Origin of the sequence: Pseudonocardia sp. (assembly GCF_025965585.1) — a bacterium.
GTDB lineage: Bacteria > Actinomycetota > Actinomycetes > Mycobacteriales > Pseudonocardiaceae > Pseudonocardia.
Genome location: NZ_JAOPWR010000109.1, coordinates 1 through 14,723 on the forward strand (window position 1 = coordinate 1; position 14,723 = coordinate 14,723).

Here is a 14,723-nt window from a genome sequence, read left to right on the forward strand (position 1 = left end):
CCCTCATGGTGGCGCAGCATGAGCTGCAGGAACAGGACGTCGAGCTGCTTGCCGGTGGCGGCGCGCAGGTTCTTGAGGTCCTGGGCCGACGCCATGCCGGGCATGGTGGTGACGCCGCCGCTCGCGCTCATGGTCATGCCGTGCATCGCGTCGGGCGCCATCCACGTCATGTACGGGCGGCCGACGGGCTGCGCGCTCGCGCCCCACAGCTCCAGCCAACCCTGCATGCGGCCGATCTGGGCCGTCTGGGTCGACTCGATGTCGTAGGACAGCTGGTGGAGGTCGGGGTCGGTGGTGTGGTCGCGCTCCCACGAGGCCATCTGGGTGGCCTGCTGGTGGTGCACGCTCATGTCCTGCGCGAACTCGACGTCCACCGAGTCGGCTGCGGGGATCGGCAGCGTCGTGGAGCCGGAGCGGGCCACGAGCAGCCCGCCGGTGGCTCCGATCAGCAGCAGCACGAGCACGCCCGCGGCCACGATGAACGGCCGCACCCAGCCCGGCTCGCGCCGGTCGGTCCCATCGACTGGCGGGTCGTCGTCCACGGGGGGCAGGGCCGTCTCGGTGCTCATGCCGCCTCCGCGGGGGTGAGTGCGTCGGCGGTGCTCATGCCGCCTCCGCGGGGGTGAGTGCGTCGGCGGTGTTCATCCGCCGGTCCCGGTGCCGGTGGCCGGGGTGGAGCCCGCGCCCGTGCCCGCGTCGGGCACGGCGCCCGTGGCCGCGCCGGCGATGATCTCCGGCATCACCGTGGTGTTGTTGATCGCGCTGACGGGAGGGGCCGGCTTGAACGGCGGCGGGTTGTCCTGGTCGAACTGGCCCGGGCCGAGTGCCTGGCAGCTCGCGCCGACCTCGGGGTAGGCGTACTGGTTCGTGCGCAGCGCCTGGATGAACTGGTCGATCCGCGGGTCGTTCACGTCGGAGAGCTTGAGCTGGTGGCCCCACGACTGCAGCGAGATCGGCTGGTCGAGGCCGGGGTAGGGCGACATCAGCGTGTACGGCTGGCCCTGCACCTTCGCGGCGAGCGTCTGCACGGCGGCACCGGTGATCCGGTCGGGGTTGTAGGCGATCCAGACCGAGCCGTGCTCGAGCGCGTGCACCATGTTCTCGCTGCGCACCGCCGTCGGGTAGACGACGCCGTTGCACGCGGCCCAGAAGCCGTCGTGCGTGCCGCCGAACGGCGGGCTGTGGGTGTAGGCCACCTCCTGGTTCGGCTGCACGTGCTGGCCGCCGGTGTAGGTGGCGGTGATGACGCCCGGGATCTTGGTGGACGGGTCCTTGTCGGTGGCGCTGGGCGTGAACGCCGCCAGCGCGTCGACCTTGGCCTGCTTGGCGTTGTTCTGGACGACGTAGTAACCGAAGATCGCGCCCGCGAACAGCACCACCACGAGGATGGCCGCGATCATTCCCCACGGCGTCGAACGGTGGCTGACCACGGCCGCGCGTGCGTTGCGCACCGCCTTGCTGTTCTTGCCGCTGACCATGGACCGTCCAGACCTCGGGGAACCGGTGGTGCGGCCGTCACCCGGACGGCCCTTGCGTCGATCAAGTCTAGAAGTGGCACCTGAGAAACCGGTCAGCGCCACCTCCTAGACTTGTCAGGTGACTCCCGCTCTGCTCGCCGACCTGGTCCGTACCGCCGCGTCCGACGTGTTGGCGCGACGCGGCCTGGACCTCGCGGCGCTGCCCGACGATGTCGGTGTCGAGCGGCCGCGCAACCCCGAGCACGGCGACTACGCCACCAACGTCGCGCTGCGCGCCGCGAAGAAGGCGGGCGTGCCGCCGCGGGACCTCGCCGCCTGGCTCGTCGAGGAGCTGACCGGAAAGGACGGCATCGCCAGCGCCGAGATCGCCGGCCCCGGCTTCATCAACCTGCGCCTCGCCGCCGACGCGCAGGGCGGCATCGTGCGCGAGGTCCTGGTGGCGGGGGACGCCTACGGCACCGGCGACGAGTACTCCGACAAGAACGTGAACCTCGAGTTCGTCTCGGCCAACCCGACGGGCCCGCTGCACCTGGGCGGCACCCGCTGGGCCGCGGTCGGCGACGCGCTCGGCCGGGTGCTCGCCGCGCGGGGCGCCAAGGTCACCCGCGAGTACTACTTCAACGACGCAGGCAAGCAGATCGACCGGTTCGTCGGCTCGCTGGTGGCGGCCGCGAAGGGCGAGCCCGCGCCCGAGGACGGCTACGGCGGCGCCTACATCAACGAGATCGCCCAGCAGGTGCTCGCCGTCGAGCCGGGCGCCCTCGACGCGCCCGACCGCGACGAGATCTTCCGCAGGGTCGGTGTCAACCAGATGTTCGTGGAGATCAAGCAGGCGCTCCACGACTTCGGCACCGACTTCGACGTGTGGTTTCACGAGCAGTCGCTGCACGACTCCGGCGCGGTCGAGACCGCCGTGAACCGGTTGAAGGACTCCGGCAACCTCTACGAGGCCGACGGCGCCTGGTGGCTGCGCTCCACCGAGTTCGGCGACGACAAGGACCGCGTCGTCATCAAGAGCGACGGCAACCCCGCCTACATCGCCGGCGACATCGCCTACTTCCTCGACAAGCGCTCGCGCGGGTTCGACCTGTGCATCTACATGCTCGGCGCCGACCACCACGGCTATGTCGCCCGGCTCAAGGCCGCGGCGGCCGCCTTCGGTGACGATCCCGACGTCGTCGAGGTGCTCATCGGGCAGTTGGTCAACCTCGTCAAGGACGGCGTGCCGGTCCGGATGAGCAAGCGTGCGGGCAACGTCGTCACGATGGACGACCTGGTGGAGGCCGTGGGCGTCGACGCCGCGCGCTACTCGTTGATCCGTTCGTCGGTGGACTCGTCGCTCGACATCGACCTCGACCTGCTCACCAGGCGCAGCAACGACAACCCCGTCTTCTACGTCCAGTACGCCCACGCGCGGCTGGCCTCGCTCGCGCGCAACGCCGCCGACCTGGGCATGACGCCGGGCGAGGAGTTCGGCCTGCTCGAGCATCCCCGTGAGGGCGACCTCGTCCGGACGCTCGGGGAGTTCCCGTCGGTCGTGGCGTCGGCCGCCGAGCTGCGCGAGCCGCACCGGGTGGCGCGCTACCTCGAGCAGCTCGCCGCGGCGTACCACAAGTTCTACGACGCCTGCCGCGTTCTGCCGATGGGCGACGAGGAGATCTCCGACCTGCACCGCGCCCGGCTCGGGCTGTGCGTCGCGGCCCGTCAGGTGCTGGCGAACGGCCTGGGTCTGCTGGGTGTGAGCGCGCCGGAGAGGATGTGAGCCGCGCCGACGTGCGCATCCCCGCGGAGGCGCAGTCATCATTCGACGTGCTCCTCCACGCGGAGGCGCAGTCATCGTCCGACGTGCCCCCTCCCGCGGAGGCGCAGTCATGAGAGCCCATCCTGCGGGGCCGCTGCACGCCGGCATCTCGACTCCGCCCGAGACCGCGGGTCCGCACCCGTCCGGCGCGTCCGAGCTCGACGTGCTGGCGCCGTCGGTGTGGCCGCGCGGCGCGGTCCGAGGTGCCGGGGGAGCGGTCGAGCTCGCGGGCGTCGATGTGCGCGAGCTGGCCGAGACCTACGGCACGCCGCTCTTCGTCATCGACGAGGACGACTTCCGCTCCCGCGCCGCCGAGTTCGCGGCCGCCTTCGGGGCGGGCCAGGTGCACTACGCGGCCAAGGCGTTCCTCTCGGTGGAGGTCGCCCGCTGGGTGGCCGACGAGGGGCTGTCGCTCGACGTCTGCAGCGGCGGGGAGCTGGCCGTGGCGCTGCGCGCGGGCTTCCCGGCCGAGCGCATCGCCCTGCACGGCAACAACAAGTCCACCGAGGAGCTCGTCGCCGCCGTCGAGGCGGGCGTCGGGCGGGTGGTGCTGGACTCGTTCCACGAGATCGCCCGGCTGGACCAGGTCGCGCGCGAGCGGGGCGTGGTGGCGCCGGTGATGATCCGGCTGACGGTCGGCGTCGAGGCCCACACCCACGAGTTCATCGCCACCGCCCACGAGGACCAGAAGTTCGGGTTCTCGATCTCCGGCGGCGCCGCGAGCGACGCGGCCGAGGCAGCGCGGCGGGTGCTGAGGGCCGACGGGCTGTCGCTGGTGGGGCTGCACAGCCACATCGGCAGCCAGATCTTCGACACCGAGGGCTTCGAGGTCGCCGCGCACCGCGTCGTCCGGTTCCTCGCGCAGCTGCACGAGGAGCACGGCGGGGACGCGCTGGAGGCGCTCAACACCCTCGACCTGGGTGGCGGGTTCGGCATCGCCTACCGGTCGGAGGAGTCGCCGCTCGACGTCACCGAGCTGGCCCAGGAGCTGCGCGAGATCGTCAAGCGCGAGTGCCATGCCGCCGATCTGGACGTCCCGGCGATCGCCGTGGAGCCCGGGCGCGCCATCGCCGGCCCCGGCACCGTCACGCTCTACGAGGTGGGCACGCTCAAGGACGTGCCACTCGGCGGTTCCACGGGCCGCCGGTACGTCAGCGTCGACGGCGGGATGAGCGACAACATCCGCACGGCCCTCTACGACGCCGTGTACGACTGCCGGCTGGTCTCCCGCAGCTCCGAACGGGACGGCACGGGCGAGGCGGCCCTGTCGCGCGTGGTCGGCAAGCACTGCGAGAGCGGCGACATCGTGGTGCGCGACTGCTGGCTCCCCGCCGATCTCGCCCCCGGTGACCTGCTTGCCGTCGCCGCCACCGGGGCCTACTGCTACTCGATGGCGAGCTCGTACAACCGGCTGCCGCGGCCCGCCGTCGTCGCCGTCAAGGACGGGGCCGCGCGCGTGCTGCTGCGGCGCGAGACGGTGGCCGACCAGTTCCGGCTCGAGGTCTCGGAGTGAAGGACAGCACGCCGATGCACCGTGACGGCCCGCGACCAGCGATGATCCAGGGGTGGCAGTGAAGGACGCGATCCGCGTCGCGATGTTGGGGTGCGGGACTGTCGGCGGCGAGGTCGTGCGGCTCCTGCGCGACCAGGCCGACGAGCTGACCGCCCGTGCCGGCGCTCCCGTCGAGCTCGTCGGGGTGGCGGTGCGCCGCCCGCACAAGCATCCCGAGCTCGGCGCGCTTCTCACAACGGACGCGTCCGCGCTGGTCACGCGCGAGGACGTGGACGTCGTCGTCGAGGTGATCGGCGGCATCGAGCCCGCCCGCTCGCTCCTGCTGGAGGCGCTCAAGGCGGGCAAGTCCGTGGTCACGGCCAACAAGGCGCTGCTCGCCGAGGACGGCGCCACACTCGCCGAGGCGGCCGACGCGTCCGGCGCAGACCTCTACTACGAGGCCTCGGTGGCCGGCGCGATCCCGCTGCTGCGCCCGCTGCGCGAGTCGCTCGCCGGCGACAGGATCACCCGCGTGGCCGGCATCGTCAACGGCACCACCAACTTCATCCTCTCGGCGATGACGGAGTCCGGCGCCAGCTACGCCGACGCCCTCGACGAGGCCACCCGCCTCGGGTACGCGGAGGCCGACCCGAGCGCCGACGTCGACGGCTACGACGCCGCGTCCAAGGCCGCCATCCTCGCCACGCTCGCCTTCCACACGCGCGTGACCTCGGCCGACGTCCACTGCGAGGGCATCCGCGAGGTCACCGCCGCCGACATCGCCGCCGCCACGGGCCTCGGCTGCGTGATCAAGCTGCTGGCCATCTGCGAGCGCGCACCCGCCACCGCCGACGCGCCCGAGTCGGTCTCGGCCCGCGTCTACCCGGCCATGATCCCCACCACGCACCCGCTCGCGGCCGTCGACGGCGCGTTCAACGCGGTGTTCGTCGAGGCCGAGGCCGCAGGTCAGCTCATGTTCTACGGTCAGGGAGCCGGTGGCGCGCCCACGGCCAGCGCCGTACTGGGCGACCTGGTCGCCGTCGCGCGCAACCGCGTGGTCGGCGGCCGCGGGCCCCGCGAGAGCGCCTACGCGAGCCTGCCGATCCGCCCGATGGGCACCGTGCCCACGCGGTACCACGTCAGCCTCGACGTGGCCGACCGCGCCGGCGTGCTCTCCACCATCGCCGGCGAGTTCGCGCGCCACGGCGTGAGCATCGCGGCCGTGCGCCAGAGCGGCGGCGGCACCACCTACGACGGCGCGCCCGACCCGGAGCCGGGCGCACCCGCACGGCTCGTGCTCGTCACGCACGCGGCGCCGGAGGCCGCGCTGGCCACCTGTGTGGCGGCGCTGACCGGCCTCGAGGCGGTGCACGGGGTCGACAGTGTGTTGAGGGTCGAGGACCTGGGACGAAAGGGAGTGCGATGACGGCCGCAGCCAAGCTCGTCCGCTGGCCGGGGGTCATCGAGGCCTACCGCGACCGCATGCCGGTGCAGCCCGACTGGACGATCGTCACCCTCGGGGAGGGCGGCACCCCGCTGCTGCCCGCGCCGATCCTGTCGGAGATGACCGGCTGCGAGGTGTTCCTCAAGGTCGACGGTGCCAACCCCACGGGGTCGTTCAAGGACCGCGGCATGACGATGGCCGTCACGGCGGCCCTCGCAGGCGGTCAGCAGGGTGTGATCTGCGCCTCCACGGGCAACACGTCCGCCTCGGCCGCCGCCTACGCCACGCGTGCCGGCATGACCTGTGCGGTGCTCATCCCGCAGGGCAAGATCGCGCTCGGCAAGCTCGCCCAGGCGGTGGCGCACGGTGCCCGGATCCTGCAGATCGACGGCAACTTCGACGACTGCCTCGAGCTCGCCCGCAAGACCGCCGCCGACTACCCGGTGGCCGCGCTCGTCAACTCGGTCAACCCCACCCGCATCGCCGGACAGGCCAGCGCCGCGTACGAGATCTGCGACGAGCTGGGCCGCGCCCCCGACGTCCACTGCCTGCCCGTCGGCAACGCGGGCAACATCACGGCCTACTGGAAGGGCTACACCGGCTACCTCGCCGACGGCCTCATCCCGGCGGCGCCGCGCATGTTCGGCTACCAGGCCGCGGGTGCCGCGCCGCTGGTCAACGGCGCCCCGGTGAAGGACCCGGAGACGATCGCCACGGCCATCCGCATCGGCGCGCCGGCGTCCTGGGGGGCGGCGATGGCCGCACGCGAGGAGTCGAACGGGAAGTTCGCCGCCGTCACCGACGACGAGATCCTCGCCGCCTACCGGCTGCTCTCGGCGCAGGAGGCGGTGTTCGTCGAGCCCGCGTCGGCGGCCAGCGTGGCCGGGCTGCTGCAGTCCTGCGCCGACGGCTCGCTCCCGCGCGGCTCGCTGGTGGTGTGCACCGTCACGGGGCACGGCCTGAAGGACCCCGACACCGCGCTGCTCACCGCGCCCGCGCCGACCGTCGTACCGATCGACCCCTCGGCAGTCGCGGCCGCGCTGGAACTGGGCTGATGGGCCGTCCCACGGAGGTCCGGGTCCGCGTGCCGGCGTCGTCGGCGAACCTCGGACCGGGCTTCGACTCCCTCGGCCTCGCGCTCGGCCTCTACGACGAGGTCGAGGTGTCGGTGGCGCCCGACGGCGTCGAGGTCGAGGTGGTGGGGGAGGGCGCCGGTCGCGTCCCGTGCGACGACTCGCACCTCGTCTACCGCGCGATGCAGACCACGTGGAACATCACCGGCGCCACCGAGGACGGCACCGCGCCCACCGGTGTCCGGATGCGCTGCCGCAACGCGATCCCGCACTCGCGCGGCCTGGGCAGCTCCGCCGCCGCTGCGGTCGCGGGCGCGATCGCAGCCGTGGTGCTCGCCGGGCGCGATCCCGCCCTGGAACGCGACACGTTGCTGCAGGTCACGGCCGGCATGGAGGGGCACGCCGACAACGCGGCGGCCAGCCTGCTGGGCGGGTTCGTCGTCGCCTGGGAGACGGCCGGGAATACCGCGGAGCGGTTTCACGCTGTACGTCTCGACGCGCATCCGGGTATCCGCCCGGTGGCGCTCGTCGCGGGAACCGAATCGTTGACCAGCACCACCCGCGGGCTCCTGCCCGACCGGGTCCCGCTGGTGGACGCCGCCTTCACCGGCAGCCGCACCGCACTCGCGGTGCTGGCCTTCACCCAGCATCCCGAGCTGCTGATGCCTGCCACCGAGGACCGTCTGCACCAGGGCTACCGCCGTCCGGCCTACCCGGAGTCGGCCGATCTGGTGGACGCCCTGCGCTCGCAAGGCATCCCCGCCGCCATCTCCGGCGCGGGGCCCACCGTGCTCGCGCTCACGTCCGACTGTGTGATCCCGGCCGGGATCGACCTGCACGGCTTCGTCACGATGCCGCTTCCGGTCGACGCCCACGGTGCGCGGATCGACGTCGGCTGACGGGGTTGCGGCGTGTCGGAACGGGGGGTTGTTGCCCGGACCAGTGGATACGTCTACGCTTGACCTCGCAACGGCGATCCACGCGTCATCCGCGTGGCCACTCGCGCCGAGTCTGCGAAGATCTTTCCTCCCAGATCCGGCTCCGTCCGAGCGGCCTCCTCCCGCGACCGTCGCGATGATCGCCGACCCGCCAGTCGGGGCGGCCGCTCATCCCGCGATCCGTTGACCGACATGTCGACCGGCACACCGCCGGCGACGAATGTGTGAAATCCGCTGACCCGGGCACGGCCCGGTAGGTCAGGAAGGACAATCGTTGAGCGAGACCGATCTCGTCAGCACCGGAGCAGCCCCCCGCAAGCGCGGTGGCCTCACAGGAATGGTGCTGGCGGAGCTCCGCCAGCTGGCCGGGGAGCTGAACATCCCGGACACCACGGGGCTGCGCAAGGGCGATCTCATCGCCGCCATCAAGGAGCGCCAGGGTGGAGGCGCCGCCCCGTCCGCGCCCGCCCAGTCGCAGCTGACGCTCCCGGAGAACGGCGCGGCGGAGAAGCGGGCCGAGCCGGCCGCCTCCCCGGCGTCCGAGCCGGTGACCAGCGCTGATGGCGCGCCGGTCGTCACCACCACCACCCCGCGCCGCCGTCGCACGGCGTCGCGTCCCGCGGGCGCCCCGGACCCGCAGCCGGCCACCAACGGCGCCCCCCCCGCCTCCGACGGGGTGGCGTCCACCAACGGCTCGTCCGCGCCCGCCGCGGCCGCCGTGACCGTCACGGAGAGCGCACCGGCGGCTCCGGCCACCGAGGCCAGCGCCACCGAGACCCCGGCCGGCGGCTCCGAGTCCGCTGGCTCCGAGCCCGGCGGGCGTCGCTCCCGGCAGCGCCGCAGCCGGGGTGAGCAGAACGGCGAGCAGAGCTCCGGTTCGAACGGCGCCCAGAACGGCACCGAGCAGCTCGGCCGCGCGGCCGAGCCCGCTCCGGAGAGCATCGCCGAGAACACCGGCGACACCGAGCGCCCGCAGCGCGAGGGCCGTCGCAACCGCGGCGAGGGCCGCGACGACAACGGCGGCCAGAACACCAACCGCAACGACGGCGGCCGCAGCAACGCTCGCGGTGACAACCGCAACGGGAACGGCGGTGACACCCGGAACGGCGGTGACACCCGGAACGGCGGTGACACCCGGAACGGCGGTGACACCCGGAACGGCGGTGACACCCGGAACAGCGGTGATACCCGGAACGACCGGAACGACGGTGGCCGCAACAGCGGCAACGACAACCGGGGCCCGCGCGACAACCGCCCCGACGACGACGCGGACGACGACGGTGACGGCCGCGGCCGCCGCGGCCGCCGCTTCCGTGACCGCCGTCGCGGCCGTGACCGCAGCGACCGCCCGGGCGGCGGACAGGGCGGTGGTCAGGGCAACGTCGACACCGAGGTGCGTGACGGCGACGTCCTGCTCCCCGTGGCCGGCATCATCGACGTGCTGGACAACTACGCGTTCGTCCGCACCACCGGCTACCTGTCCGGCCCCACCGATGTCTACGTGTCGCTGTCGGTGGTGCGCCGCTACGGCCTGCGCCGCGGTGACGCCATCACCGGCGCGGTGCGCGAGCCCCGCGAGGGCGAGCAGTCGCGTCAGAAGTTCAACCCGCTGGTGCGCGTCGACTCGATCAACGGCCAGGACCCGGACACCCTGAAGAACCGTCCGGAGTTCACCAAGCTCACGCCGCTCTACCCCAATGAGCGCCTGCGCCTGGAGACCGAGCCGTCGAAGCTCACCACGCGCGTGATCGACCTCGTCATGCCGATCGGCAAGGGGCAGCGCGCGCTGATCGTGTCGCCGCCCAAGGCTGGTAAGACCATGATCATGCAGTCGATCGCCAACGCGATCACCACCAACAACCCGGAATGCCACCTCATGGTCGTCCTCGTGGACGAGCGCCCTGAGGAGGTCACCGACATGCAGCGGTCGGTGAAGGGTGAGGTCATCGCCTCCACGTTCGACCGCCCGCCGGGCGACCACACCACGGTCGCCGAGCTGGCCATCGAACGGGCGAAGCGCCTCGTCGAGATGGGCCACGACGTCGTCGTGCTGCTCGACTCGATCACCCGCCTCGGCCGGGCCTACAACCTGGCCGCGCCCGCGTCGGGCCGGATCCTCTCCGGTGGTGTCGACTCCACGGCGCTCTACCCGCCGAAGCGCTTCCTCGGCGCCGCGCGCAACATCGAGGACGGTGGCTCGCTCACCATCTTCGCCACGGCGCTCGTCGAGACCGGGTCCACGATGGACACGGTGATCTTCGAGGAGTTCAAGGGCACCGGCAACGCCGAGCTGAAGCTGGACCGCAAGATCGCCGACAAGCGGGTCTTCCCCGCCATCGACATCGACGCGTCCGGCACCCGCAAGGAGGAGCTGCTGCTCTCGCCCGACGAGCTGGCGGTCACCGTCAAGCTCCGCCGGGTGCTCTCCGCCCTCGACGACCAGCAGGCGCTCGACCTGGTGCTCGGTCAGCTCAAGAAGACCCGCACCAACATCGAGTTCCTGATGCAGGTCGCGAAGAACACCCCGGGTACCAACAACAACGAGGACTGAGCCGCATCCGGCCCCGGGAACAACGCCCGGGGCCGGATGGTTCAATGAGTTGTCACGCTCCGGCTCCGGTTCACCCCGCGGCAGCATCAACCGTCGCTGCTCGGGGACCCGGCGTCATACCGAGAGGAACCACCGTGCGATCCGGCATCCACCCGCAGTACGTCGACACCCAGGTCACCTGCGGTTGCGGCAACCAGTTCACCACGCGCAGCACCAAGGCCAACGGTGCGATCACCGTCGAGGTCTGCTCTGCCTGCCACCCGTTCTACACCGGCAAGCAGAAGATCCTCGACGCCGGCGGTCGCGTCGCCCGCTTCGAGGCCCGCTACGGCAAGCGCGCGGCCAAGAACTCCTAGCTTCACCGACGGCGCCCACCCTTTCGGGGTGGGCGCCGTCCGCATGTCCGGGGGTATCCGAAGGGAGTTCGTCGGGTGAGTGAGCTTGCGAGCGAACCATCGACACAGCGCCTGCGCGAAGCGCTGACCGAGCGCTGCGAGGGAAAGCGGTGAGTGCGCCGTCCGTCGACGCGCTGCTCATGGAGCACGCCGAGCTGGAGCGCGCGCTCGCCGACCCCGCCGTTCACGCCGACGCCGGCAACGCCCGCAAGCTCGGGCGCCGGTACGCCGAGCTCGGCCAGGTCGTCGGGGCCGCGAAGGAGCTGGCCGCAGTCCGGGAGGACGAGGCCGCCGCCCGCGAGCTGGCCGCGGAGGACCCCACGTTCGCCGCGGAGGCCGAGTCGCTGGCCACGCGCATCCCCGCTCTGGAGACGAAGCTCGCCGAGCTGCTCGTCCCGCGCGACCCGCACGACGGCGACGACGTCGTCATGGAGGTCAAGTCGGGGGAGGGCGGCGAGGAGTCCGCGCTGTTCGCGGGCGACCTCGTGCGCATGTACACGCGCTACGCCGAGCGCCGCGGGTGGAAGGTCGAGGTCCTCGACTCGAACCCCAGCGACCTGGGCGGCGTCAAGGACCTGACGATGGTGGTCCGCTCCCGCGGCACCGACCCCGCCGGCGTCTGGTCGGCGCTGAAGTTCGAGGGTGGCGTGCACCGCGTTCAGCGCGTGCCCGTCACGGAGTCGCAGGGCCGCATCCACACCTCCGCCGCAGGCGTGCTCGTCTACCCCGACACCGGCGCCGACGACGCTGTGGCCGACCTGATCGACGAGAACGACCTGCGCGTCGACGTCTTCCGCTCCTCGGGCCACGGCGGCCAGAGCGTCAACACCACCGACTCCGCGGTCCGCATCACGCACCTGCCCACCGGCATCGTCGTGAGCTGCCAGAACGAGCGCTCGCAGCTGCAGAACCGGGCCCGCGCGATGGAGGTGCTGCGCTCCCGCCTGCAGGCCCTGCACGAGGCCGAGCAGGAGGCCGCGGCGTCGGCCGAGCGTAAGTCGCAGGTGCGCACCGTCGACCGTTCGGAGCGCATCCGCACGTACAACTTCCCGGAGAACCGGATCTCCGACCACCGGGTCGGCTACAAGGCCCACAACCTCGGTACCGTCCTCGACGGGGAGCTGGACGGGGTCGTGGAGGCCCTGCAGGCCGCCGACCGAGCAGAGCAGCTGGCCTCATGACGCGCCTCCGGCGCCGGTGCGCGGACACCGTGGCCAGGGCCGCGGCCTCCGCGCACGACCGGGGCGACCGGTGAGCCGGCAGCCGCTGCGGCTGGCCATCGCCGAGGCCGAGCGAATGCTCGCCGACGCCGGGGTGTCGTCGCCGCGGTTCGACGCCGAGACGCTCGCCGCGCACGTGGTCGGGGTGGAGCGCAGCAGGCTGATGATGCATCCGCTCGTCGACCCGTCCGCCGTCGAGGTGCTGCGCAGGCTCGTGGTGCGCCGGGCCGCCCGCGAGCCGCTGCAGCACCTGCTCGGCACGGCTGTGCTCGGGCCGGTCGAGGTGGCCGTCGGGCCCGGGGTGTTCACGCCCCGCCCCGAGACCGAGCTGCTCTACGAATGGGGGCTCAAGGCGATCGCCGATGTGCCGTCCCCGCTGGTCGTGGACCTGTGCACGGGCTCGGCCGCCCTCGCGCTGGCCGTGGCCGCCGCCCGTCCGGACGCCGTCGTGCACGCCGTCGAGGCCGACCCCGGGGCTCTGACCTGGGCACAGCGCAACATCTCCGACCACGCCTCCGCCGGCGGCACGCCCGTCACGCTGCACGCCGCCGACGTGCGCTGGACCGACCTGCTCGTGGAGCTCGAGTCCCACGTCGACCTGGTGCTGTGCAACCCGCCGTACGTTCCCGACCACACGCCGGTCCCGCCCGAGGTCGAGGAGTGGGACCCGCCCGGTGCGGTGTTCGGTGGCCCGGACGGGCTGGAGATCATCCGTGCCGTCATCGCCACGTCGGCGGGCCTGTTGCGCTACGGCGGGTGTCTGGCCATCGAGCACGACGACACCCACGGCGAGGCGGTGCCCGCGCTGCTGAGCCGGCGGCGGGTGCTCACCGACGTCGAGGAGCACCTCGACCTCAACGGCCGCCCCCGCTTCGCGACCGCCCGGCGGCTCGGTCCCTCCTGAGCTGGTTCTAGGCTGCGGGCGTGGCTCCGACCTTCGACTGCTCCGACCCGGACGCACGCGCGGACGGCTTGGCCGCGGCGGCCCGCACCGTCCGCGCCGGGCGACTCGTGGTGCTGCCCACCGACACCGTCTACGGGCTGGGGTGCGACGCCTTCTCGGGCGACGCGGTCCGTGCTCTGCTCGCGGCCAAGCACCGCGGCCCGGACATGCCCGTGCCGGTGCTCGTCGGGTCCTGGTCGACCATCGACGGCCTCGTGCTGGGCGTCCCGAAGTCCGCGCGTGACCTGATCGAGGCGTTCTGGCCCGGCGGGCTGTCCCTGGTGCTGCCGCACGCGCCGTCGCTGGCCTGGGACCTCGGCAACACGTTGGGCACTGTGATGCTGCGCATGCCGCTGCACCCGGTGGCGCTGGAACTGCTGCGCGAAGTGGGCCCGATGGCCGTGAGCAGCGCCAACATCTCCGGCTCGGCGCCCGCCACCACGGCCGACGAGGCGCAGGCCCAGCTCGGTGACACCGTCGGGGTGTACCTGGACGGCGGCCCGTCCGGCGAGCCGGTGGCCTCCACGATCGTCGACCTGACCGCCGACGCCCCGCGCATCCTGCGCGAGGGTGCGGTCACGAGCGAGGCCGTGGCCGAGGTGCTGGGCCGCGAGGTCCTCACGGCTTAGGAGACGGCCCTAGCCTGCGGGCTGCTCGGGGAGGCCGCCCAGGGTGGCCAGGCGCGCCGTGGCGCCGTCGAAGTAGGTCGTGTGGTCGTCCACCACGTTGTGGGTGTGGCCGAACAGTTCGAAGTTGATGAGGCCGAAGAGGCTGGTCCAGGCGAACACCGCGCGGGCGGCGACCGACCCGGTGGGATCGCCCGGCAGCCCCAGGCCCTCGGCCACCCCGGGGGTGAGCGTCCCGTCGGAGCCCGTTCCGTCGGAGGAGACGTCGACCGCGCCGCCGGCGATCCCGTCCACGAGGATCCGGCAGAGGACCGCGCCGACGCGTCCCGCCGGCCCGATCGTGCTCTCGGGGGCGGCGTAACCGGGCACGGGCGAGCCGTAGACCAGCGCGTACTCGTGCGGATGGGTCAGTGCCCACTCCCGCGCCGCGCCGCAGACGGCCCGCCAGCGCGCCCGCAGACCCGGGCCGGCCGCGGCGTCGGCGTCCTCCGCGGCGGCGCCCAGCGTGTCGTACGCGTCGACGATGAGGGCGGTCAGCAGGTCGTCCCGGCTCGGGAAGTAGCGGTAGATCGCCGAGCTGGCCATGCCGAGCTCGCGCGCCACGGCTCGCAGTGACAGCGCAGCGGCGCCGTCGGACGCGAGGTGGGCGCGGGCGACCTCGGTGATCTCACGGGTCAGCTCGGCACGGACGCGGGCACGGGCTCCGGCGGCGCTCATCGCGCCAGTCTGACACAGGGCAAGAGCACTGACCACTATCGAGAT

13 protein-coding genes are annotated in these 14,723 nt (G+C 72.6%); 10 read left to right on the top strand and 3 right to left on the bottom strand.

Features of this window, described 5'->3' with window-relative positions; translation table 11 throughout:
• Both JWR81_RS06745 and JWR81_RS06750 read right to left on the bottom strand, forming a co-directional pair.
• On the bottom strand, nt 1-569 hold a 569-nt coding region (locus JWR81_RS06745), incomplete at its 3' end, for a DUF305 domain-containing protein (protein ID WP_297648211.1).
• Between the two features lie 72 nt (nt 570-641).
• Entirely contained in the window at nt 642-1,478 is an 837-nt protein-coding gene (locus tag JWR81_RS06750) for a DUF3105 domain-containing protein (RefSeq protein WP_297648214.1), read from the bottom strand.
• A 118-nt stretch (nt 1,479-1,596) separates the two neighbouring features.
• Between JWR81_RS06750 and argS the strand changes: the two genes are divergently transcribed.
• The 10 genes from argS to JWR81_RS06800 all read left to right on the top strand — a co-directional run bounded on the left by argS (nt 1,597) and on the right by JWR81_RS06800 (nt 13,964).
• The gene (gene argS, locus JWR81_RS06755; RefSeq protein WP_297648216.1) at nt 1,597-3,240 is read left to right on the top strand and encodes an arginine--tRNA ligase; all 1,644 of its coding nucleotides are present in this window, start codon (nt 1,597-1,599) and stop codon (nt 3,238-3,240) included.
• Between the two features lie 109 nt (nt 3,241-3,349).
• A complete protein-coding gene (lysA, locus tag JWR81_RS06760; RefSeq protein WP_297648218.1) occupies nt 3,350-4,792 on the top strand; it encodes a diaminopimelate decarboxylase in 1,443 nt (480 codons plus the stop codon).
• Between the two features lie 52 nt (nt 4,793-4,844).
• Nucleotides 4,845-6,197 (top strand): homoserine dehydrogenase, encoded by a 1,353-nt coding sequence (locus tag JWR81_RS06765; RefSeq protein WP_297648221.1) that lies wholly within the window; start codon nt 4,845-4,847, stop codon nt 6,195-6,197.
• Nucleotides 6,194-7,270, top strand: a complete 1,077-nt coding sequence (thrC, locus tag JWR81_RS06770) for a threonine synthase (protein ID WP_297648225.1) — start codon at nt 6,194-6,196, stop codon at nt 7,268-7,270. Before JWR81_RS06765 ends, thrC begins: the two co-directional genes overlap by 4 nt.
• Complete coding sequence (gene thrB, locus JWR81_RS06775; RefSeq protein ID WP_297648228.1) at nt 7,270-8,187, top strand: homoserine kinase; 918 nt, start codon at nt 7,270-7,272, stop codon at nt 8,185-8,187. Before thrC ends, thrB begins: the two co-directional genes overlap by 1 nt.
• A gap of 376 nt (nt 8,188-8,563) precedes the next feature.
• A complete protein-coding gene (rho, locus tag JWR81_RS06780) occupies nt 8,564-10,777 on the top strand; it encodes a transcription termination factor Rho (protein WP_297648241.1) in 2,214 nt (737 codons plus the stop codon).
• A gap of 134 nt (nt 10,778-10,911) precedes the next feature.
• Complete coding sequence (gene rpmE / locus JWR81_RS06785) at nt 10,912-11,133, top strand: 50S ribosomal protein L31 (RefSeq protein ID WP_297648230.1); 222 nt, start codon at nt 10,912-10,914, stop codon at nt 11,131-11,133.
• Nucleotides 11,134-11,282: 149 nt separating this feature from the next.
• Nucleotides 11,283-12,353, top strand: coding sequence for a peptide chain release factor 1 (gene prfA, locus JWR81_RS06790; protein ID WP_297648233.1), 1,071 nt, complete (start codon nt 11,283-11,285; stop codon nt 12,351-12,353).
• 70 nt (nt 12,354-12,423) lie between these two features.
• The gene (prmC, locus tag JWR81_RS06795; protein WP_297648236.1) at nt 12,424-13,296 is read left to right on the top strand and encodes a peptide chain release factor N(5)-glutamine methyltransferase; all 873 of its coding nucleotides are present in this window, start codon (nt 12,424-12,426) and stop codon (nt 13,294-13,296) included.
• 20 nt (nt 13,297-13,316) lie between these two features.
• Entirely contained in the window at nt 13,317-13,964 is a 648-nt protein-coding gene (locus JWR81_RS06800; protein WP_297648239.1) for an L-threonylcarbamoyladenylate synthase, read from the top strand.
• Nucleotides 13,965-13,973: 9 nt separating this feature from the next.
• On the opposite strand, the gene JWR81_RS06805 is transcribed toward JWR81_RS06800, so the two are convergent.
• Nucleotides 13,974-14,678 carry a TetR/AcrR family transcriptional regulator gene (locus tag JWR81_RS06805; RefSeq protein WP_297648240.1) on the bottom strand — a complete coding sequence of 235 codons (705 nt, stop codon included), beginning with the start codon at nt 14,676-14,678 and terminating at the stop codon, nt 13,974-13,976.
• Between the last annotated feature and the right edge of the window lie 45 nt (nt 14,679-14,723).